The sequence below is a fragment of the Azospirillaceae bacterium genome, from assembly GCA_028283825.1.
GTDB lineage: Bacteria > Pseudomonadota > Alphaproteobacteria > Azospirillales > Azospirillaceae > Nitrospirillum.
Map to the genome: position 1 here is coordinate 171603 of JAPWJW010000005.1, position 21522 is coordinate 193124.

A 21522-nucleotide genomic window follows, 5' to 3' on the forward strand; every position below is an offset into this window, starting at 1 on the left:
TGTTCCCCCGGGGAATTGGCCCCTGGGACGCCGGGGAAGATGGACGTAAGCTGATGCGACAAAGGCGCGGCGCGAGGTTCCGCAGTGGTCTGGAATGCCCCGTGTCGGAGAACCCTAGGCCGTGACCCAACAGTTCGCGAACGCCCTGGTGATGCAACTGCCGGCACTGAGGCGATACGCCCTGGCGCTGGTGGGCAATGCCGCGCTGGCGGATGACCTGGTCCAGGATTGTGTGGAACGCGCGCTGAGCCAATCAGCGCAATTGCGGGAGCTGCCGCGCATCTCCGGCTGGTTGAGGCGCATCCTGCGGAACCTGTACACCGATGAGATCCGCCGCAACCACAGCCGGGGGGAGGAGCAGGACATCACCGAACTGGCTGACCATGTGGAACTGAGCACGCCGCCGGTCGATGTCGAGGCCGCCCGGGATTTCATCAAGGCCATCAGCCGGTTGACGCCTGAGCACCGGGAAATCCTGCTGTTGTCCAGTGTCGAGGAATTGAACTACCGCGAAATCGCGGAAGAGTTGGATATTCCGGTGGGTACCGTGATGTCGCGCCTGGCGCGGGCACGCGAGCGGTTGCGTAACGTGATGCAAGGCGGGGGCGCGGAGGTGATCCAGCTGCCCCTGGGATCGAAAGACCGAAAGTGAGCGACGACACCTCCAACCATCCCTCCATCACGGAGGTCGACCTGCACGCCTTCCTGGATGGCGAACTGTCGGAAGACCGCGCCCGCCTGGTCGAGGCGGCCCTCCTGGCGGATCCCGCCCTGGCGGAACGTCTGGCGGGGTACGAGGCCGACAAGGCCATGATGAACCGGCTGTACGGCCCGCTGATCGACCGGCCGGTGCCGCAGCACCTGATCGATCTGGCGCAATCGGCGGCCCGCCGGCCCGCCACGCGGCCTTGGGCAGATTGGCGCCGCTTGGGTGCGGTGGCCGCCGTCGTGCTGCTGCTGGTCGGCGGGGGCGGTTACCTGGCCCTGCGGCCGGCCGGCGATGTGGTGCAGCTGGCGCTGGCGGCGCGCGAGGTGCCGGCTGCCGTGCCCCCCGACCTGGCGCCCTACAACGCGGCGCTCAGCCGCATCGTCGCCCTGAACATCCGGGTGCCGGACCTGGCCCGCGCCGGTTATCGCCTGGCCGGGGTGAAGCTGGAGGGTGACGCCGCCACCGTCGCCTATCGCGATGCCGACGACCGGCTGTTCACGCTTTACCTCCGCCGGTCGGACGGCACCGTGCGCTTCGACCAGTTCAAGCGGCAGAACCTGCGCGTCTGCATCTGGCAGGACGACCAGTTGAGCATGGTGATGGCCGGTGAGATGTCGGCGGCCGTGATGCAGAAGCTGGCCAGCATGGCCTATCTGGGCCTGACCGCCCCGGCCTGACGGGCGTCCAGATCTGACTAACGGCCCCCGACCTGGTTAGCGGATGGAGCGGGCGGACAGGCTGTCCGGGCTGAACAGGGTGGCGGGATGGGGGGACGTGACGGTGTAGGGTGCCGCCTCGCCATTGAAGGCGAAGGTGTAGGCGTAGCCGCCCAGTTCGAAGTCATGGATGAACTGGCTGCCGATCACCACCGCCGGCACGTCCGGCATCAGGTACATGGTGGCCTGCCCGAATTTCCACAGTTTGCCCTGTTCGTCCCAGGAATCGGCGTAAACCGCCATCCAGGTGTCTTCATCGAGATAGAGCCGCCGATGCGGGACCACGTCATGCGCGCCAGGGGCCAGGGTGCCGTCGACCACCCAGACGCGGTGCAACTCGTACCGCAGGGCGTCGGGGTTGGGGTGGGTGGGGCCCAGCACCTCGGAGACCGGCCGGGTGTACAGGCGGTTGTTGTTGTAGGGCACGAACATCTCGGCCTTGCCCACCAACTTGAAGTCGTAATGGTCCAGGCCGCCGAAGAAGATGTAGTACTCGTCCTCGCTCATATAGCCGGCGGCGTCGGTGTCCGGCACGTCGTAGGAAATGGCCGGCGCCTTGCGCACCCGGTGCTCCCCCGGCAGCAGGCGCCATGCATTGAAATTGCGCTGTTTGACGTTGATGGGCTGCCAGTTCAGGTAGCCTTCACCGACGCGCGAGGCCGGGGCGACCGCCAGGTGCAGGGTCTTGAAGTAATAGCCGCCGTAGCTGTCGGGCGTGGCGTCGCGGTAGTAATAGGGGAAATCGGCGATTTCCTTGTAGCCGCTGGCCTTTTCCACCACCCCGTCCGCCGGCACGACATAGGTGCTGACCGTCACTTCGCGCGCCGGGCCCCAATAGGCCAGCAGGTGGTTCCACATGGCCTGGAACCCGTCCTTGGGCAGGGGGAAGGGAATGCCGCCCACGGCACCTTCCACCCCATAGGCGATGCCTTCCAGCGCCGGCCGGGCGCGGGTGGCGTTGCACAGGATGTTGTCGTAGACCCAGTTCGGCGCCGCGGCGGTGCGGTGGCTGGGGTAGATGTCCATGCGATAGTCGGCGTCCCGCCCGAACAGGTGTTTCGCCCCCTCCGGCAGGCGGTCGGCGTAGTCGCGGAAGTTCCGGGCGGTGATGGAGAACAACGGCTTTTCCCCCGCGAACGGGTCGGGGCGCGGGCCCGCCGGTGGCACCGTGGCGGGTGTGGAAAGCCCGCCCGTCCAGGCCGGAATGCCGCCGTCGGTGTTGCCCGCGCGCTCCGCCCCCACAGGCGTCAGGCGGGATTTCAGCTGGGCGGCTTCCTGCTCGGTCACCTGGGCGCGGGCGCCGACGGGATGGCCGGTCAGCGCGACGGTGGCCAGCAGCAGGGCGGTCAGGACGGCGGTGGATCGCATGGGCTTGCGTATGGGGCGCCTGAGGGTGTGGTGGGTGTCGCGCCCGGCTTTCCCGCGCGTTCGCCGGTGGCGGCGATGGGCGCCGGGGATCATGGCGTGCGGGCCCGGGCGACACAAGCGGCATGTGGCCCGGACACGTCCTGTCGCAGGGTATGGTAGTGTCGATGCATCAAGCCTTTGACGGATCCAGACCCAGCGCAATGCCCGCCCGCCCTCGCCATTTCCGGGGCCTTCCCTTCGCCGCCTGCCTGTCCGCGTTCAGCCTGGCCGCCGCCGCGAGCGGGGCGGAGCTCTACTCTGCCGATGGCCTGGACCTGCGCTGGGACAACACCGTGCGTTACACCCTGGCCGACCGGCTGGGTCCGCGTGAGGGCGCCTTGCTGGCCAACCCCAATTGGGACGACGGCGACCGCAATTTCGGCCAGGGCGTGGTGTCCAACCGCTTGGACGTGCTGTCGGCCCTGGATCTGGGTTGGGGCGACTGGGGCCTGCACGCCAGTGCGGCCGCCTGGTACGACACCGTCTATCAGGGCGGCGCCGACGACGCGGCCCCCCACGCCATCAACGCCTCGACCGCGCCGCCGGGGCGTTTCGCGCCGGCGGTGCGCGACCTGGAAGGCCAGCATGCCGAAATGCGCGAGGCCTTCGCCCGGGGCGCCTTCACCGTGGCCGGCACGCCCGTGTCCATACGGGTCGGCCGCCAGGCGCTGGTGTGGGGCGAAAGCCTGTTCTACGACGCCAATTCCATCGCCGCCGCCATGGCGCCCGCCGACTACAGCCGCGCCGTGAGTGGCCCCAGCGCCTACACCAGCGACATTTACCGCCCGGTGGGGCAGGTGGCGTTGACGGTGCAGCCCCTGCCGGATGTCGCCCTGTCCTTTTACGACCAGTTCGAATGGCGGCCGGCGCGCCAGGCGGGCAGCGGCAGTTATTTCAGCTATCTGGATTACCTGGGTGCCGGCGCCGACCGCCTTTTCGTCGGGCCCGGCCGCTATCTGACCCGGCAGGACGACCGCACGCCGGACGCGGCGGGCCAGTTCGGCGTGGCCGCGCACGCCACCCTGGACGGGGTGGATTACGGCCTGTACGCCCTGCGCTACAACGCCATGGACCCGCAATATGCCGTGGGGCCGGACGGGGACGCCACGGTGCCGGGGGCGGCCGGCTATTACCGCCTGGTCTATCCCGGCGGCGTCCACCTCTACGGCGCCAGCTTCAGCGCGTCGGTGGGCGACAGCACGGTGACGGGCGAGGTTTCCGCCCGCCACGGCATGCCCCTGGTCCTGCCGCCGCCTTCCGCCGGCGGGTCGGTGACGGGACGGTACGCGGCCTATGTCCGGGGCGACGTGGTGCACGGCCAGTTGTCCCTGACCACGGCCTTGGGCCGGTTCGGCCTATGGGACAGTGCCGACGTGAACGCCGAGGCGGTGGTGGATGACGTCGTGGGCCTGGCGCGCGATGACGGCATTGGCCAGTGGCGCCAGGCCGCCACCAAGGCCCGCGTGCTGTTCGAGCCGCACTACTTCCAGGTTCTCCCCAACCTGGATCTGACCGTGCCCCTGGGCCTGGGCTACAACCTGACCGGCCATAGCCTCAGCTACTACGCCCAGAACGCCGGTGCCGGCGACCTGACGGTGGGGGTGACGGCGGCCTACCGCAGCGTATGGAAGGCCAACCTGACCCTGACCCATTACATCGGCGCGCCCAGCCAGCAGCCGCTGGCCGACCGGGACTTCCTGGCGCTGGGGCTGGAGCGGACTTTTTAGCTCATACCGCGCAGGCGGTCCGACGTCAGCGTGTCCACCGCGCCGCCGTCCAGCAGCCGGGCGACCTTGGCCACCACCTCATCCGCCGCGGCCTGCCGCATGTCGACACTGCCGCCGGCGATGTGGGGCGTCAGGAACACGTTGGGCAGGCGCCGCAGGGGATGGCGGGGCGGCAACGGTTCCTCCTCATAAGTGTCCAGGCAGGCGAAGATGTCGCCCCGGCGCAGGCGGTCCAGCAGGGCCGCGGGCTCGATCAGGCCGCCGCGCGCCACGTTGATCAGCACCGCACCCGGGCGCAGGCGGGCCAGTTCGGCGGTACCCAGGGTATGCCGGGTGGCGGATGTCAGGCCCCGGTGCAGGCTGACGATGTCCGCCGCCAGCACCTGGTCAAGGGCGGCGGGCTGGGCCCCCTCCCGGCGGATGTCGGCCCCGTCGGCGGTTTGCGACCACACCAGGACCTGGGCGCCGCAGGCGGCTAGGCGCCGGGCGAAGGCCCGGGCGTTGGCGCCCCAGCCGACCAGGCCCACGATGGCACCCGCCAGGTCGCGGGCCTGCGCCGGCCGGCCGCCCCCGCCCCCACCGGCATCCAGGCGCACCTTCATCCGCAGCACCCAGGGTAGCAGGCCCAGCCGGCGCAGGGTGGGTTTCAATCGCCTGGCCAGCCCGCGCAATCCCCGGGGTGGCACCACCACGCCCCAGCCCCCCAGACGCATCACCGCATGGCCGGGGAAGGCGCGGCGGCGGCCCAGGATGGCCAGGCCCAGCGCGAACTCCGCCACGCTCTCGGCATGGGCGTCGCTGGCGTTGACCAGGGCGATGCCCCGGGCCAGCAAGGCGTCGCCGCCGAGGCGGGCCACCGACAGGCCGGCCACGCCCACCACCCTCAGGTTGGGCAGGCGGTTCAGCAGTGTCGCGTCCGGTGCCGGCGCCCCTGGGCCCAGCAGGGCGGCCACCACGTCCGGCCGCGTGTCCGTGACGTCGGCCGGGGTGGCCAGGCGATAATCGGCCAGCAGGGGCGCCAGCGCCGCACCCCAGGGACCGGCGACCAGGATGGTGCGTTCCGGTGCCGCCACCCTGGATGTGGATGTCCGGGGTGGGGAAACGGGGCCGACATGGCCGCGCTCGATCAGTTCACACAAATGCAGGGACGGGACCAGGGCGGCCAGGCCGTGCGGCGGCTCAGTCCCTGTGCGGATGGCCTCCAGGAAGGCGTCATGCTCCAGGGCGAAACTGGTCATGCCGCCGGGAAAGGCGGTGGTGAGGGGCCGGCCATCCATCCGCACCGTCAGCGCCGTCTCGGTGACCGCGCAGCTTACGCCGGCGGCGTGGAAGGCGTAGTCCTCACGCCGGAAACCGGCGGCGTTATCGCAAAGGAAGACGGCCTGGGCGCCGCCGGGCCAGCGCATCAGGGCGCTGAAGGTCTCACCCGAGGCGTGGGCCGCCAGATGCTCCGGCGGGCCGTCCATCATCCACAGCAGGGCGTCCAGGGAGTGGATGCCGTTGGCGCCCAGCCAACTGGCGGCGCCGAAGCCCGGCGCCTGGCCTGCCATGGGCTTGTGGAAGACGGCCTGCGCCTGGCGCCAGCCGGCCCGCCCGGCACGGGCCCGGGCGGCGCGCAGGCTGGGGTAGAAGCGGCGGTTGTGCCCGCCCACCGCCACCAGGCCCCGGGCATGGGCCAGGTCCGCCATCGCCTGGGCCTGGGCGGCGCTGGGCGTCACCGGCTTCTCCACGAACAGGTGCTTGCCCTGGCCCAGCGCCCTCATTCCGTATTCGTAATGAATCTGGGCGCTGGCAAGGATATGGACGGCGTCGATATCCCCGCGGGCCAAGGCGCCATCGGCGTCGCCGGTGCTGGCGCCAAAGCCGAAGGTGGCGGCGGCCCCGTCCGCCCGCGTCCGGTCCAGATCACAGACCAGCGCCAGGTCTACCAGGCCACGGTCGCGCAGGCCCGCCAGCACGGGCAGGTGTACTTGGGTCGCCATCGGGCCGGCGCCGATGACCAGCACCCGCAAGGGCGGGGTGGGGGCGGAAATAGCGGAGGACATCACCCCTGAAGACGGACGGGGCGGCCCGCTTATTCCCCGCCCGGTGAAATATATAGTTGCGGTGTCCGGCCCCGATTTGTGCCAAGAAATCAGCATGTAATCAGGGAATCCTCATCATCATGGACAAGCGCGGTGCGGGATGGGGCCTGGCCCGGTCGGCCCGGGATTTCTTCCTGGATTTCTGCGCCCACGCCCGGGGCGACGGAGTGAAGGCCGCCCTGCTGGTCGTCATTGGCGCCGGCGCGGAAGGCGTGGGCCTGGTGCTGCTGGTCCCATTGCTGGATTTGGTGATGGGCGATGGCCGCACGGGCTGGACGGCGGCGTTGGCCGGCCGGCTGCCCTGGCACCCGGCCGGCGGCCCGCCGCTGGCCCGCCTGTTGCCGCTGCTGGCCTGTTTCGCCCTGCTGGTGGGTTTGCGCGCCCTGGTGCTGTGGCACCGCGACGTGCTGCTGGCCCGGCTGCGCATCGGCTTCGTCGAGGAACAGCGCACCCGCCTGGTCGCCCGGCTGATCGCGGCGCCGTGGACGCGGCTGTCGGCCCTGCCGCACGCGCGGGTCAACCACCTGCTCAGCAGCGACATCATCCTGACCGGCGCCTGCGCCCATTTCATGTTGCAGGGCGCCACCTCGCTGTTCCTGCTGCTGGTGCAGTGGGGGCTGGCCTGCCTGTTTTCCGTCCCGCTGGCCGCCACCATCGGCGTGCTGCTGGCCGTCGCCAGCCTGGCCTTGGTGCCGCAACTGGTGCGGTCCCGCCGGCTGGGGCGTGAGGTGGCCGACGCCAATCTGCACCTGGCCACCAGCGGGGCCCAGTTCCTGGGCGGCCTGAAGCTGGCGCTCAGCCAGAATTTGCAGCAGCGCTTCGCCGATGAGTTCAATGAGACGCTGGGCCGGCTGATGGGCCGGCAGGTGGCCCTGGCGCGGGAGCAGAGCAAGGCGCAACTGGCCTTCACCACGCTGGCCTCCCTGGCCGGGGCCGTGGCCATCGTGGTGGGCGTATGGGGATTGGACGTGCCGCCGGCGGTGCTGATCGTCTTCGTGCTGGTGCTGGCGCGCATGAGCGCGCCGGCGGCACAGTTGCAGCAGGGCGCCCAGCAGTTCGCCAATTTCCTGCCGTCGTACGAGAAGATCCGGGCGCTGGAGGCGGAACTGGCGGAGGGCGCGCCGTCGGCGGCGGAGGGGGCCGACGACGGCGCCGGCTGGACCGGGCCCCAGGACATCCGTTTCCATCAGGTCGGTTACCGCCATCCCGGTGGCGACCGGGGCGTGTCTGGCCTGGACCTGTGCCTGGAGGCCGGCGGCTTCGTGGGCGTCATGGGCGCCTCTGGCGCCGGCAAGACCACCTTCGCCGACCTGTTGGTCGGCCTGACGGCGCCGGACGCCGGCACCATCACCGTGGGTGATCGCGTGCTGGCGGGCCCCGTGCGTAGGCGATGGGCGGCCGCCATCGCCTACGCCCCGCAGGAGACGTTCCTGTTCCACGACAGCATCCGCGCCAACCTGGCCTGGGCCAATCCCGCCGCCGGTGAGGCGGACATGCGCGCCGCCCTTGGCCTGGCGGGTGCCGGCGTCCTGGTGGATCGGCTGGACCAGGGGCTGGACACGGTGGTGGGGGCCCAGGGCGGCCTGCTGTCGGGCGGTGAGCGTCAGCGCCTGGCCCTGGCCCGCGCCCTGATGCGCCGGCCGCCCCTGCTGGTGCTGGATGAAAGCACCAGCGCCATCGACATCGCGGGCGAGCGTACCCTGCTGGCCGGCCTGGCGGCCCTGCCGTGGCGGCCCACCATCGTGCTGATCGCCCATCGCCAGGAAAGCCTGGCGCTGTGCGACCGCCTCCTGGAATTCGCCGGGGGTCGCATCATCGCCGACCGCCGCCTGGACGCGCCTGCCGCTCAGGCGTCGGCGCACAGGGCGCGATAATCGGCTGCCATCGCCTCCAGCCGGCGCAGGCCGGCGGCAAGGTCGGGAACCTGAACCGGCCGCCGGGACACCTTGGGCAGGGCCGCCAGCATGGGGATCAGGGCGTCCATGTCCGCCACCACCCGGGCGTGTCCCGTCTCCACCAGATGACCGAAGGGGCCGGTGGCGTCGGCGCTGAGGAACAGGGCCGGCACGCCGAAGGGCACCGCCTCCGCCGCCACGCCGGAGGCCAGCGACATCACGGTGTCCATGTGGCGCAGCAGGGCGGGCAGCGGCAGGGCGCCCGCCGCGTCGATGCGGACATGGGGGCCGCGCAGGGCCAGCAGCCGGCCATGGCGCCGGTCGTCCCGGGGGCTGGCCGCGGGGTGCCGGCGGATCCACCAGCGCCAGGTGGGTGGGGCGGTGGCGATGCGGTCGGCCAGGCTGTCCCAGACATCCGCCGGGCCGGTGGTCTGCAGGGCCACCAGGATGTCGCGGTCGGCATCCCCGCCGGCCGCCAGGCGGAAGCGCCCGTCCCAGGTGCGGGTGCGTGGGTCGGCATCGTCCAGGAAGGGCCCCAGGCGCGGGTGGCCGCCGTGCAGGGCCTGGTGCCAATGCCCATCGGCCCAGCGGTTGATGGCGTCGGCGTCGGCCGCGTCCCAGGTCCAGAATAGGGCGGGCAGGGTGGTGTAGCCTTGGGATGGCACGGCCGCCCAGCCATAAGCCTTGTGCCGGCCGCCCTGGGGACAATGCTGCACGTCCACCGACAGGATGCCGCGCCGCCGGCATGCCAGGGCGAGGGCGGGGCCCAGGCCGGCATACCAGGTGGTGGTGAAGGCCAGGCGCGCTTGGGCGCTGTCCAGCACCAGGCCCAGGGCCTGGGCGCCCGCGCGCAGCCCCAGGGCCCGGCGCGCCAGGCGCGCCCGGTCCAATGAGGGGGCCGGCACGCCCTGGCGATCCAGGAAGTCCAGCACATCCCTATGGTCCGGCAAGTCCAGGGGGCTGCGGACCAGCGGGGCCAGCGCCCGGGCCGCGATGGCGATGAGGTCGACGGCCAGGGCGGGGCGGCGCCAGGGTGCCCGCCGGCCGGGCTGCAATTGCAGGCACCGCGTGCCGTCCCCTTCCAGCAAGGTCATCAGGGGCTCGCCATAGCGGTCCTCCCAGAGGCCGTCGACCTGTTCCACCGACACGCCGTCGCCCAGGAACAGGGCGCCGGCCCGGTGGGGCCGCAGGATGACGTTGTCCCGCCGCCCCGATGGCGCCAGGGGGTGCGCCAAAGCGCGCCACGCCCGCGTCAACCGCGCCGGCTGGCCGGCGTCGGGATCGGCCACATGCCGGCGATACAGGTCCAGGTACAGGTCCATGCGGGCCAGGGGCCACAGATGGGCGTCGCCGCAGGTCCAGCGGGCCACGGCGAACCGCGTCTCGACCTCCGCCACCAGGGCCAGGTATTGGCTGTGGAAGGGGGTGGCCATGGCCGCCTACCGCGCCGCCAGCTCATCCATGCGGGCCCGCCACGCCGCCTCGATCTTCAGGCGCATCTCGTCCCATAGGCTGTGGGATTCGGGGGTGGAGCGGGTCCAGGCGCCCTTCAGCCGGTCGGTCTCGTTGAAGCGGTGGATTTTGCGCCGCGCCTCCAGCCCCTCCAGCGCCCGGCCCACCGGGCTGTCCAGCAGCCATTCGCCGGCGCGTTTCAGGCCGGCGGCATAGGGGCGGTGGTTCAGGCTGTCTGGTGGTGCGCCCGCGGCGTTGGGCAGCCAGTCGGCCGTCCAGGCGTTGGCCGCGCGCACCGTCTCGTACATGTCCAAGCCGTAGAGCGGTATCATCTGGCACAGTTCCTGCGCGTCATAGAGGCTGCGGCGGGCCAGGGGCAGGGCCGCCAGGGACAGGAAGGTGTTGGGGCAGAACAGGCCCCGGGCCAGCCTGGCATCCGCCAGAGCCAGCAGGCGGCACAGGGCCCGCGTGCGCCACATGGTGCCGGCGTCCGTCACCAGCAGGAAGTCGATGTCGCCGTCGGGCGGGAAGTTGCCGGCGGCGAGAGAGCCCGTCATCGCCACCATGCGCACGTTGGGCAGGCTGGCCAGGAAGCGGGCGTAGCGCCGGGCGGTGGGCTGCTGCCGGCGCGACAGGTCCCGCCGGGCGCTGCGGATGGCGAACAGATCGGTCCGGCCGCGCAGGGCGTGATAGGTGCCGTCGCCCTCCAGATGGCGCGCCAGGGCCGGGCCACTCAAGGCGTGCCGCACGTCCTCCGGCGCGCAGCGGATGCCATGCAGGTAACGATGGATTTCCAGCGCCGTGACCGGGAAGTTAAAAACATCCCGATACGCGATCGTAGAATAAATCGCCGTCTCCAGTTTATTCATCGTGAGGGCGATTGTCATGGAATCTCCTGCCGCCTGATCAGTATCGACATTTGTTTGTTCTGATTATTTATTATGTATGGCGCATTGTTTATTTTATTTTTCCGTATATGCTGCGCCATCCATTATTGATTTTGGGTGGATCATGGCCATCAGGCACAAGGTCGTTCTTTACAACCCAACCGCCGTCTTCCACACCATGCCGCTGGGCCTGCTGGCCATCGGCTCCAACCTTGATCCCGCGCGCTTCGACGTGCGCATCATCGATGCGCGGATCGAGGCGGATCCCCAGGGCGCGGTGCTGCGGGCCATCGACGGCGCCCTGTGCTTCGGTGTCACCATGCTGACCGGCCGGCCGCTGGGCGACGCGCTGGCCATGCTGCGGGCGGTGAAACGGGCCCGGCCCGGTCTCACCACCGTGGCCGGCGGCTGGCACCCCTCCCTTTTTCCGGTGGAAACGCTGGCGGAGCCCAGCATCGACATCACCGTGGCGGGGCAGGGCGAACGCACCTTCGCGGAGATCGTGGATCGGCTGGCCGAGGGCGCCGACGTGGAAGGGATCGCCGGCATCGCCTATCGCGACGGCGACCGGGTGGTGCGCACCAAGGCGCGGCACCTGGAAAGCCTCGACGCCTTCGCGCCGCCCAATTTCGACCTGATCCCGGTGGAGCGGTATTTCCAGTTCAAGGGCCGGCGGCAACTGGACTATATCGGCTCCATCGGCTGCAATTTCCGGTGCGCCTTCTGCGCCGACCCCTTCGTCTATGGCCGCGACTGGAAGGCCATCTCCGCCAGCCGCATGGGGGCGGAGATCGAGGCGCTGTGGCGCCGCTACCGCTTCACCGACCTGAACTTCCAGGATGAGACCTATTTCACCCACCGCAACCGGGTGGCCGACATCTGTGAGGAGTTCCTGCGCCGGGGGCTGGATTTCACCTGGGCCGGCACCATGCGCGCCGACCAGGGCGTGCGGCTGCCGGATGAGATCTGGCGCCTGTGCGTCCGTTCCGGCCTGCGCCGCGTGCTGGTGGGGGTGGAAACAGGATCCCACGAGATGATGAGGCGCATCAAGAAGGACACCACCATCGATGCCATCCTGGAAACGGCCGCCAAGTGCCGGCAGCACGACATCGCCGTCATCTTCTCCTTCATCGTGGGTTTTCCGGAAGAGACGGAGGACCAGGTCGAGGCGACGCTGGGCCTGATCAAGACCCTGCGCGCCATGAGCCCCCGGTTCGAAACCCCACTGTTCTACTACAAGCCCTATCCCGGCTCGGCCCTGGCCGCCGCCGTGGCGGACCAGACGCCGCGCACGCTGGATGACTGGGCGCGGTTCGACTATGTGGCGGGGCCGGCGGGCACCTGGGTGCCGCCGCATCTCTACCGCCGGATCGAGCGTTTCAAGTTCTACAACAAGTATGCCGCCGGCCCGGTGGCCACGGGAGCCGGTGCCAGCGGTTTGCTGCGCCGGGTGGCGCGTTGGCGCATCGACCATGACGTCTACGCCGCCCCGGTGGAGAAGTTCCTGGTCCAGCATCTGCGTCCCGAACCCTCCCTATCCTGAGGCTTGGCCGGCAAGGTCGGCCAGGGCGGCGGGCCTGGGGTGCAGGGCCGCTTCCCAGGCGCGCTCGAACCCCTCGGGCGACAGGGTGCCGCGCACGAACGCGGCTCCCTTACGCGCGGCGTCGGCCCACAGGTCGGCATAGGCTTCGGGCCGGGTCAGGTAGGGGGCCCACTGGTCTTCGGGCAGCGTCAGCGGGTATCCGGGGACGCCCAGGCCCTCCATGGCCGTGCCATTGCCCAGCACGGGGCAGCCCCAGGCCCAGGCCTCGGCCACCTTGGTCTTGATGCCCCCGGCCACCAGCGCCGGCACCAGCGCGATGCTGCCCGGCCGGTACACCTGCGCCAGGTCGTCGGCATAGCCGTGCCAGTGGACGCCCGGCACCCGCGCCAAGGGGCGTGTCTGGCGGCCATGGATGTGCAGCCGCGTGGTGGGTCGCAGGCGCCGCCATTGATCCAGCAGGAAATCGATGGCCGTGCAGTTCTGAAGCTGCCGGTCGCTGCCGATGAAGACGAAGCGCAGGGGGGCGTCCCGTCCCCAGGGGGCCGCGCGCGGAGACACGCCCGGCGGGATGGCGCGCACCATCGGTGGGCCGGCCGCCGGCGCGTGTTGGCAGAGCATCTGGCGTTCAACCGGCGACAGCAGCACCGTGGCGCTGGAGGCCAGCATCACCTCCCGCTCCGCCGCCGGCAGGGTTCCGGCCTCATACGCCGTCACCAGCCGGGCCAGCGGCCCTTCGGTCAGGCGGCGCGCCCAGCGGGGGAAATGCGGACCGACATGGCCGGTCAGCAGGGGAAGGCGGTGGCGGCGCAGAAAGGTCATGCGCCGGGACATGAGGTCATCGAAATCGGTGACGATGTGCAGGTCGGGCAGGCTGCGGCGCAAGGTGCGCAGCAGGGCCTGGCAGCGCACGGTGTCCAGATAGACGGCGTCGAACGCCCCGGCCACGATGCGGGCCGCCACCCGCTTCGCCTCTCGCGGGCCGGCGTACAGCAGGCATTGCAGGGGCAGGGGGCGCCCCGCCGCCAGGCTGGCCAGCCAGGCCGCCGCGACCGCCAGGCGATCCGTCGCCCCACCCTGCATCACGGAATGCAGGGTCAGCACCTCCACCGTGTGGCGATGGCGCAGGGCCCGCAGGATATGGCCCATGATGGGGGTGCGGCCGTTGCGCTGGGCCAGGTCGCGGGTCGTCACGAAGGCGATCCGCAGGGCGGGTCTTGGCAAGGCGGGTCTTGTGGGGTTGTCCATACGTCCACCTGAGGAGGGCGCATCCCCGTGTGCGCCTTTCCCCAGGACGGATCGGGGCCCCCGTCTATTCCCTGGCGGCCGCCAAATCGTGGCGGGGCAAATGATTCATGGCGCAGCAGAGCGCCAGCGGGATCCACAGGCCGGCGTCGACGAAGGTGTCCTGGTTCAGGAAGCTGAAGCCCAGCGCCGCGGCGCTGGCCAGGCGGAAATAACGGTGGAAGGCGTCGTGCGGCCGGCCCCGGAACAGCTGGCGCCAGAAGAAGGCGATGAACAGGGCGAAACCCAGCACCCCCGTTTCCGACAGCAGGCGCAGGAACAGGTTCTTGGCATTGCCCTTCTCGGGTGAATTGGGGTCCAGCCAGCCGATACCTTCCTTGGCGCCCTGGGTGAACAGCTGTGTGGTGAAGGCCCAGTCGGGCGCGTATGCGCCGAAATAGCGGTAGTTGTTGCCGAGAGAGACGCCGAAGACCGGATGATCCAGCCAGGTGAGGCCGGCGGCCTCCGCCGCGGCGAAGCGGCCGGCCAGGGCCAGGGCGTCGGTCAGGCCGGTGGCCAGGTCCCCGCCGGCAAGACTGCCGAGGTCGGCGGATTCCGTCAGATAGGCGACCGGCCCCATGACATAGGTGGCGCCGGCGCCGGCACCCAGGCCGCTCATGGCCACCACGGCGGCGCCGCCGGCCACCATCACGCCCAGGAAGGTCGCCGCCGCCACGATGCGGCCGCGCAGGGCGGCCAGGAAGACGCTGAGCCCCAGCATGGCGACGATGCAGGCCAGGCCGAAGCGGGAACCGGAGAACAGCAGGCCGCCGATGGCCACGGCGAAGCCTGCGCCCAGGCGCAGGGCGTGGCCGGGCGATGCCGGTGCGCCTACGCCTTCCTGACGCGCCATGGACCGGGCGATCAGGGCTGGGATCAGCAGCACGATGATCTGGGTGGCCAGCCACGACGGCTCGAACGTCATGCCCTGGGCGCGGTTGACCAGGCCGTCATAACGCACGGCGATCAGGTCGGTGATGGCCTGGACGATGCGCAGCAGCTCGCCATGCTGGGCCATGGCCACCACCTGCAATCCCGCGAAGGCGATGGACACGCCCATGCCGATGAACAGGTGGCGCAGGGTCAGGCGGATGTCGGCCGCCGTGCGGATCTGCAGCCGGGCCACGACGTAGAAGGCCAGGCCCACGCCCCAGGTCAGCAGGGCGCGGACCAGGCTGTCCAGCGGCGTCTGGCCCTTGAAGGCGTCGGGCGGCTGCACCATCACCACGCCCAGGCCGCTGACGACGATGTAGAGGGTGAACAGGCCCAGCGCCACGAAGCCGTCGGCGGCCAGGCGGGGCCGCTGGCCCAGCACCAGCAGGCGATAGGCGGCCAGGATCAGCAGCAGGGCCGCCGGCACGATGGCCAGCGGCCGGGCCAGCGTGCCGTTGCCGAAGGGCAGCAGGGGCGTGGCCGACACCGGCACACACAGCAGCAGGGCCCGCCACAACCACCGCTCCAGGGGGGCCAGCGTGTCGGCCGTCATGACGCCGCCAAGGCGGGCCGCGCCCGGGTCAGCGGCCGCAGGTGCCGCAGGCAGGCCAGGCCCACGGCGGCGCGCAGCGCGCCGGCCGCCAGTGAGGCGACGCAGGCGCCACCCAGGCCGAAACGCCAGGTGAGCCAGCTGCCCAGGGTCAGGCCGAACAGGGCGGGGTACAGTTGCATGCGCAAGACGGCGCCGCTGGCGCGATATCCCCGCAGCGCCGCGCTGAACAGGGTGGCGGCCAACTGGCAGGCGTAGGCCAGCGCCAGCAGGCGCAGTTCCCACCCATGGCCGGCATAGGCGCTGGCGCCGCCATAGAACAGGCGCGCCGCCCAGTCGGGCGCCGCCAGGACCACCAGCAACAGGGGCCCGGCCAGACCCGCCGCCACCAGGCCCCGCCGGCCCACCAGGCGCAGCAGGTCGCGGAAGCTCAAGGTGTCGCGCGCGCGCGCCACCTCCGGCACCAGCACGTTCTCCATGCCGAAGATGACGGGGCTGGCCACGGCCACGACGTTGGCCAGGGCCACCAGGGCGGCGGAGCCGGGCGCATCGTCGTGCCAGGCCAGCAGCCACAGGAACCATTGCGTGGACAGCGCCGCCAGCAGGTTGGCCCCCAGCACCGGCGCGCCCAGGCGCCAGTGATCCGGGATCTCGTCCCGCAGGCCCTGGGCGGCCGTCCGCCAGGCCCCGCCCAGGCGCCAGGCCACCGGCAACGCCGCCAGTGCCGATGTGCCGGCGACCAGCAGGAAGACGCCGCTGATGTCCAGATGGGCGCGCAGGGCCCACACGATGGCCGGCGGCCCCAGATAGCGCAGGGCGTCCAGCAGGATCAGCGGGCCATGGCGGCCGTCGGCCAGCAGACCGCGCCGCACCACCTCCTGCATCTGCCAGCAGACCAGGGCGGCCCCGGCGGCGGGCAGCAGGCCCGGATGGCCGACGCTGGTGCTGGCCATGGCCAGCAGGGGCAGGAAGGCCAGGGCGCACAGCGGCGTCAGCAGCAGGGCCACGGCCAGCGGCCGGCCGCCTGGGGACGCGCGCACCGACAAGGGGTAGGTCACCAGCGCCTGGTGCAGGGTGTTCAGCACCAGGATGAAGGACAGCGCCACGGCATAGGCGCCGTAGTCCGCGGCGGGCAGGGCGCGGGCCAGCGTCACGTTCAGCGCGAAATTGCCGAAGCTGACGATGGCCTGGTCGGCCAGCCCGCCGGCAAGTCCCAGCCCCGTCCTTTTCACTGATGCACCCGTCGCGGTGATGATCCTGGAAGTGGGGACAGGGTGGCGCCGGGCCCCCGCGCGGGGAAGCACTATATTTTTCCGGAATTGGGGAATATCGGCCCGCCGCCATCCGTCGTTCTGCCAGGTTTCCGGCGAGTGGGGGCGATAACGGTGGGCGTGGATACTCCAGATTTGGCATGGGCCAGCCGCGCCGCGCCCAATGATGCCGCCGACATCGCCTGGGTGCCGCGCGGCCAGGATTCCAATGGTCTTGACCTGTTCCTGGGCCGCTTGCGCCGCCACTGGTTCCTGGCCACCCTCCTGTTCCTGCTCAGCGTCGGCGCCTCCGTGGCGGCGGCTTTCCTGTTGCCCTCCTACTGGCGGGTGGAGGTGCTGGTGATGCCGGTGTCCAAAAGCGGGTCCGGCCTGGGCAGCCTGGATCTGGGCAGCGCGTCCGGCCTGCTCAGCGGCCTGGGTGGGCTGGGAGGCGTGGCGGGCCTTTTGGGCAAATCCTCCTCCTCCAACGAGGATGAGGCCATGGCCGTCCTGGGCTCGCGTGAGCTGTTCGACACCTACGCCACCCGGCAGGACCTGCTGCCCATCCTGTTCGCCGGCAAGTGGGACGCGTCGGCCAAGCGGTGGACGGTACCGGCGGACGAGGTGCCGACCCTGCGCCGGGGGTTCAAGCTGTTCAACCGCAGCATCCGTGACATCACGCTGGACCGGCGCAGCGGCATCGTCACCCTGGCCATCACCTGGAAGGACAGGGACCTGGCGGTGCGCTGGGCCCGCGACCTGATCGCGCTGACCAACGCCCAGCTGCGCGACCGCGCCCTGGCCGACGCCAACCACAACCTGGACTATCTGCGCGGCGCCATGGCGAACGCCCAGAAGGAGGGCAACAGCAACGCCCTGAACGCCGCCTTGGTCAGCGCGTATGAGCGCACGCTGCAGAATTACATGTACGCCACCGGCCAGACGGAATTCGCCTTCCGCATCATCGATCCCCCAACCGTGCCCGACGCGCGGGAACGGGTGTGGCCCAACCGGCCCCTGTTCCTGGCGCTGGGCGTCATCCTGGGCGCCCTGCTGGCCGCCGGTGCCGTGCATCTGCGCGGCCGCGCCGTGGGACGCCGTTGACCACCATGCGCACCTTCAAGATCGCCATCCTGGTGCCCAGCTACAACGGCGGCGCGCTGCTGGCCGAGACGGTGGCGTCCGCCGCCGGGGCGGGCCTGCCCCCGGACAGCTATGAGATCGTGGTGTGCGACAACGCCTCCACCGACGGCAGTGCCGATGCCCTGCCCACCCGGGACGCGCACGGGGCGGCCATCACCCTTTGCCGCAACGACCGGAACCTGGGCCGCGTCGCCAACTGGAACCGCGCCGTGGAGATGGCGGAGGGGATGGGCTTCGGCTTCGCCCTGTTCCTGATGGTGGGCGACCTGGTGCATGGGGTGGGCCTGGTCGCGTTGCGCGACCGCATGGTGGCGGCGGGCGCCTGCCTGGGCATCGCCAGCTATGAGATCGTGGATGAGGCCTTGCGGCCCCGGCGCGTCGCGCGGCGCATCCTGTGGCGGGGGGCGGACCGGGCGGCGGCACGGGATTTTCTGGCCCAGTCGCTGGCCACCGGCGCCATGCTCTACGGCCCCCTGGGGGCCAACCTTTATCGGATCGGCGGTGGCGCGCGCCTGCGCTTCGACCCGGCGGACGAAAGCCATACCGACCAGTTGGCCACTGCCGTCTTCTCCCGCGCGGCGGGGGGCGGGGTGGTCTATCTGGATCGGCCCATCTCCCGCTGGCGGGCGCGGCCCGGCCGGTTCCACAGCGGCATGGACCCCCGGGGGCGGCTGGCCGGCGACGTGCGGGTCATGGAATGGGCCTGCCGGGCCGCCCAGGTCGCGCCGGACTATCCCAGGATCCGGGCCAGCCTGCTGCTGCGGGCCGCCTGGCTGACCCGGGGCCATCTCGGGGCCGCCTGGGCCTGGTCCGGCGCCCTGGTGCCGGCGGCACCATCCTGGACCTGGCTGGCCCGCCTGCTGTGGCGGCAGGCGTTCCACCGGACACCTTGGCTCGTGAGGGCCTGAAACGATGACGAAGAAGATTGGGGCGACGATGAGCTTAGGCCGCAAATGGGCCCACCATGCCTTGGTGCTGGCGGCGTTGGCGTCCGGCGTGACGCCGGGCCTGGCCCAGGCGCAGGGGCTGTCGCAACTGCTGGGCGGCGGCAACGGCAACGACCTGACGGGCGACCTGCTGCGCTCGGTGCAGCAGCGCCTGACCGGCCAGTCCACCGTCCCCTCCTTGCAGCCCGACGTGCAGGTGCAGAACCCGGTCGTCCAACCGGCCCCCCAGGCTTCCGGCCCGCCCTCGGCGATCGAACGGCTGATGAGCGCGCGGGCCGGCCAGCCCATCCGCCAGTACGGCTATGAGGTGTTCGGCCGGGGTGCCCCCGTGGTGGTGCGGCAGAGTGGCGCCTTGCAGGACGGCTACACCCTGGGCGAGGGGGATGAGATCGTGCTGACCCTGCGCGGCCAGCAGAACGCCAGTTACCGCACCCGGGTGGACCGTGACGGCCGCGTGGTGTTCCCCAGCCTGCCGCCCATCGCCGCCGCCGGTCGCCCCTTCGGCGGGTTCCGCGCGGATCTGGAGGATGCCGCCGCGCGCGCCCTGACGGGAACGGAGGTGTTGGTGTCCGTGGGTGCCGTGCGCCAGATCGCCGTGCGCGTGACGGGTGAGGTCAACGCGCCCGGCCTGTTCAGCCTGTCGGGCCTGGCCACCGCCATGGACGCCCTCAGCCTGGCGGGCGGCATCAGGAACACAGGCTCCTTGCGCGACGTGCAGGTGGTGCGGGGTGGCCGCAGCTATCGCCTGGATCTCTACACCCTGCTGATGGGCGACGCCGCCGGCCGCGACATTCCCTTGGCGGAGGGCGACCGCATCGTCGTGCCCTTGCAGACCAGCGCCGTGGCGATCGTTGGCCAGGTGAAGCGCCCGGCCATCTATGAACTGCCGGCCGGGCAGCAAGCCACGCCCTTGTCCGCCCTGATGGGCATGGCTGGCGGGACGGAGGTGCGCGGCAGCTATCGTTATTCCATCCTGCGCACGCGGGAGGACGGCAGGCGTGAGATGGTCCAGGTGGGGGCCGGTGGCGGCACCACGGTCCGCGACGGCGACGTGGTGTTCGTGGCCCCCACGGCCGACATCTCGCTGGCCAAGGTGGAACTGCGTGGTGCCACCGCCCTGAACGGAAGCTATCCCCTGGAAACCGTGCGCTCCTTGCGCGGCCTGCTGGCCTCCAGCGACATGTTCACGGCCCCGGTGGGCCGGCCCTTGCCCTATCTGCTGGCCGACGCCGTCATCCGCCTGGACCCGGCCACCCTGCAGCGCACGGTCATACCGTTCGCCGTCTCCGACGTGCTGGAGGGCAAGGCCGACGTGGCGCTGCAGTCCAACGACGTCGTCTACATCACCAACGTGGCGGAGATGCGCTACATCGCCCACAAGGCGGGCGACCAGCAGCGCAACCCCACACGCAAGGTCAATGACCATCCCGATCCGGTGGCCCCGCCGCCGGTGGCCGATCCCGCCGCCGTGCAGGCGCAAGTGGCAGCCCTGCCGCCCGGATTGGCGGCGGATCCGCGCATCGCCCAACTGGCCGCATTGCAGGGCATCCAGTTGCCGGCGGGCCAATCCACCGGCATGGCCCAGGGTGGGGCGTCGCTGCTGGCCGCCAACCCGGCCTATGCCGCCTACGCCGCCGGCCAGCAGATCCAGGCCCCCCAGGACCAGGAAGCGGCCAGGCCGGAGGAGGAACGGCTGAACCCCGGTATCGTGGCGCCGCCCGACGTCGTCACCGCCCAGGATGGCAGCACCGCCCGGGCGGACGATGACCAGGACCAGATGGCGGCCCTGCCGGTCGGTGCCGGTTCCCTGGGTGCCGGCCAACCGGGCGCCAGCCAGGCCCAGCGTTTCCGCCGGCCGCCGCCGCGCCTGTTCGTGGGCCTGGACGACGACACCCGCCGCCTGCTGGTCGGCACGCTCACCAACTACCACGTCACCGTGGTGGGGGAGGTCAACAGCCCCGGCGACTTCCTGGTCATGCCGGGCGCCACGCTGGACAAGCTGGTGCAGGCGGCCGGCGGCCTGACGCCCAAGGTCGACCTGCACGCCTTCGAGGTGACCTCCGCCGACATCGACAACGCCTCCGGCCTGTCGCGCACGGTGCGCCACAGCTATGGCCTGCCGGTGGCGCAATTCACCCAGGTGGCGTTGAAGCCCTTCGACCGGGTGCGCTTCAACCCGGTCTTCTCCGATCGCGACACGGGCGACGTCGCCTTGTCGGGTGAGGTCAAGTTCCCCGGCGGGTATGAGATCCTGCGGGGCGAGCATCTGTCCTCCGTGCTGGCGCGGGCCGGCGGGTTCACGGATGCCGCCTACCCGGCGGGTGTGGTCTTCCTGCGCCAGTCGGTGGCGGAATCCCAGCGCAAGACCCTGGAGAAGGAGGCCGACGCGCTGGAGCGGCAGATCGTTTCCGTCGTCGGCAATGTCGGCGGCAAGGTGCAGGTGACGGATGGCGAGATCGCCTACGTCACCCAGATGATCGGCCGCCTGCGCCAGGGCGTCGGCCCCGCCAGCGGCCGGGTGGCGGTGCATGTCGACCCGCGCGAGATCGCGGCCCATCCGGAACTGGACCTGGTGATGGAACCGGGCGACCAGCTGGTCGTGCCGCGCCAGCCCAGCGCCGTGGTGGTGTCGGGTGAGGTGATGGCGCCGGGCGGCATCCAGTTCCGCGCCGACCGCGGCGTGGACGACTACATCGCCATGGCCGGCGGCATGACGGAGATCGCGGACGACGACCATGTCTTCGTGGTCCAGCCCGACGGTTCCGCCATCCAGGTGGACGGTGGCGGCTGGCTGTCCGCCCCGCCCAAGCTGGCGCCCGGCTCCGTCATCGTCGTGCCGCGCAAGCTGCGCCACTTCACCTGGGACAGCATCCTGATGGACATCATCCAGGTCACCAGCCAGCTGGCCATCACCGGCGCCTCGCTGGCGGTGATTTCCAACTAGGCCGCCAGGGAACCAGGGAATAAAGGCCCCCCGGTTTCCGTCCTTGGTTTGTGG

The 21522-nt window shown here is 71.0% G+C and carries 15 protein-coding genes; 8 read left to right on the top strand and 7 right to left on the bottom strand.

The genetic code is table 11. The features are described from left to right. The first annotated feature begins 121 nt into the window (after nt 1–121). Together PW843_27535 and PW843_27540 are read left to right on the top strand one after the other, a co-directional pair. Nucleotides 122–652 carry an RNA polymerase sigma factor gene (locus tag PW843_27535; protein MDE1150317.1) on the top strand — a complete coding sequence of 177 codons (531 nt, stop codon included), beginning with the start codon at nt 122–124 and terminating at the stop codon, nt 650–652. After that, the gene (locus PW843_27540) at nt 649–1386 is read left to right on the top strand and encodes a hypothetical protein (GenBank protein MDE1150318.1); all 738 of its coding nucleotides are present in this window, start codon (nt 649–651) and stop codon (nt 1384–1386) included. The genes PW843_27535 and PW843_27540 overlap by 4 nt, the downstream gene beginning before the upstream one ends. A gap of 36 nt (nt 1387–1422) precedes the next feature. On the opposite strand, the gene PW843_27545 is transcribed toward PW843_27540, so the two are convergent. Continuing rightward, nucleotides 1423–2793 (bottom strand): DUF1329 domain-containing protein, encoded by a 1371-nt coding sequence (locus PW843_27545; protein ID MDE1150319.1) that lies wholly within the window; start codon nt 2791–2793, stop codon nt 1423–1425. Nucleotides 2794–2993: 200 nt separating this feature from the next. On the opposite strand from PW843_27545, the gene PW843_27550 reads away from it, so the two are divergent. Further along, complete coding sequence (locus tag PW843_27550) at nt 2994–4559, top strand: DUF1302 family protein (GenBank protein ID MDE1150320.1); 1566 nt, start codon at nt 2994–2996, stop codon at nt 4557–4559. On the opposite strand, the gene PW843_27555 is transcribed toward PW843_27550, so the two are convergent. Then, nucleotides 4556–6604, bottom strand: coding sequence for an NAD(P)-dependent oxidoreductase (locus PW843_27555; GenBank protein ID MDE1150321.1), 2049 nt, complete (start codon nt 6602–6604; stop codon nt 4556–4558). The two genes, PW843_27550 and PW843_27555, sit on opposite strands and share 4 nt — an antisense overlap. A gap of 119 nt (nt 6605–6723) precedes the next feature. Here PW843_27555 and PW843_27560 point away from each other — a divergent pair, with 119 nt between their 5' ends. Beyond that, the gene (locus tag PW843_27560; protein ID MDE1150322.1) at nt 6724–8517 is read left to right on the top strand and encodes an ABC transporter ATP-binding protein; all 1794 of its coding nucleotides are present in this window, start codon (nt 6724–6726) and stop codon (nt 8515–8517) included. Here the strand turns inward: PW843_27560 and PW843_27565 are convergent. Together PW843_27565 and PW843_27570 are read right to left on the bottom strand one after the other, a co-directional pair. Further along, nucleotides 8490–9971 carry a hypothetical protein gene (locus PW843_27565; GenBank protein ID MDE1150323.1) on the bottom strand — a complete coding sequence of 494 codons (1482 nt, stop codon included), beginning with the start codon at nt 9969–9971 and terminating at the stop codon, nt 8490–8492. The genes PW843_27560 and PW843_27565 overlap by 28 nt on opposite strands. A 6-nt stretch (nt 9972–9977) precedes the next feature. After that, the gene (locus PW843_27570; GenBank protein ID MDE1150324.1) at nt 9978–10877 is read right to left on the bottom strand and encodes a hypothetical protein; all 900 of its coding nucleotides are present in this window, start codon (nt 10875–10877) and stop codon (nt 9978–9980) included. Between the two features lie 124 nt (nt 10878–11001). Between PW843_27570 and PW843_27575 the strand changes: the two genes are divergently transcribed. Continuing rightward, nucleotides 11002–12420, top strand: a complete 1419-nt coding sequence (locus tag PW843_27575; GenBank protein MDE1150325.1) for a radical SAM protein — start codon at nt 11002–11004, stop codon at nt 12418–12420. On the opposite strand, the gene PW843_27580 is transcribed toward PW843_27575, so the two are convergent. From PW843_27580 to PW843_27590, 3 genes are all read right to left on the bottom strand, one after another. After that, the gene (locus PW843_27580; GenBank protein ID MDE1150326.1) at nt 12412–13611 is read right to left on the bottom strand and encodes a glycosyltransferase family 4 protein; all 1200 of its coding nucleotides are present in this window, start codon (nt 13609–13611) and stop codon (nt 12412–12414) included. The genes PW843_27575 and PW843_27580 overlap by 9 nt on opposite strands. A gap of 118 nt (nt 13612–13729) precedes the next feature. Continuing rightward, complete coding sequence (locus PW843_27585) at nt 13730–15187, bottom strand: hypothetical protein (protein ID MDE1150327.1); 1458 nt, start codon at nt 15185–15187, stop codon at nt 13730–13732. Beyond that, nucleotides 15184–16416 (bottom strand): hypothetical protein, encoded by a 1233-nt coding sequence (locus PW843_27590; GenBank protein MDE1150328.1) that lies wholly within the window; start codon nt 16414–16416, stop codon nt 15184–15186. Before PW843_27590 ends, PW843_27585 begins: the two co-directional genes overlap by 4 nt. 174 nt (nt 16417–16590) lie before the next feature. Here PW843_27590 and PW843_27595 point away from each other — a divergent pair, with 174 nt between their 5' ends. From PW843_27595 to PW843_27605, 3 genes are read left to right on the top strand one after another with little or no spacing between them, the layout of a single operon-like run. Then, the gene (locus tag PW843_27595) at nt 16591–17538 is read left to right on the top strand and encodes a hypothetical protein (protein ID MDE1150329.1); all 948 of its coding nucleotides are present in this window, start codon (nt 16591–16593) and stop codon (nt 17536–17538) included. 5 nt (nt 17539–17543) lie between these two features. Then, the gene (locus tag PW843_27600; protein MDE1150330.1) at nt 17544–18485 is read left to right on the top strand and encodes a glycosyltransferase; all 942 of its coding nucleotides are present in this window, start codon (nt 17544–17546) and stop codon (nt 18483–18485) included. Nucleotides 18486–18489: 4 nt separating this feature from the next. After that, nucleotides 18490–21468: an SLBB domain-containing protein gene (locus PW843_27605; protein ID MDE1150331.1), complete on the top strand. Its 2979-nt coding sequence runs from the start codon at nt 18490–18492 to the stop codon at nt 21466–21468. Nucleotides 21469–21522: the final 54 nt, after the last annotated feature.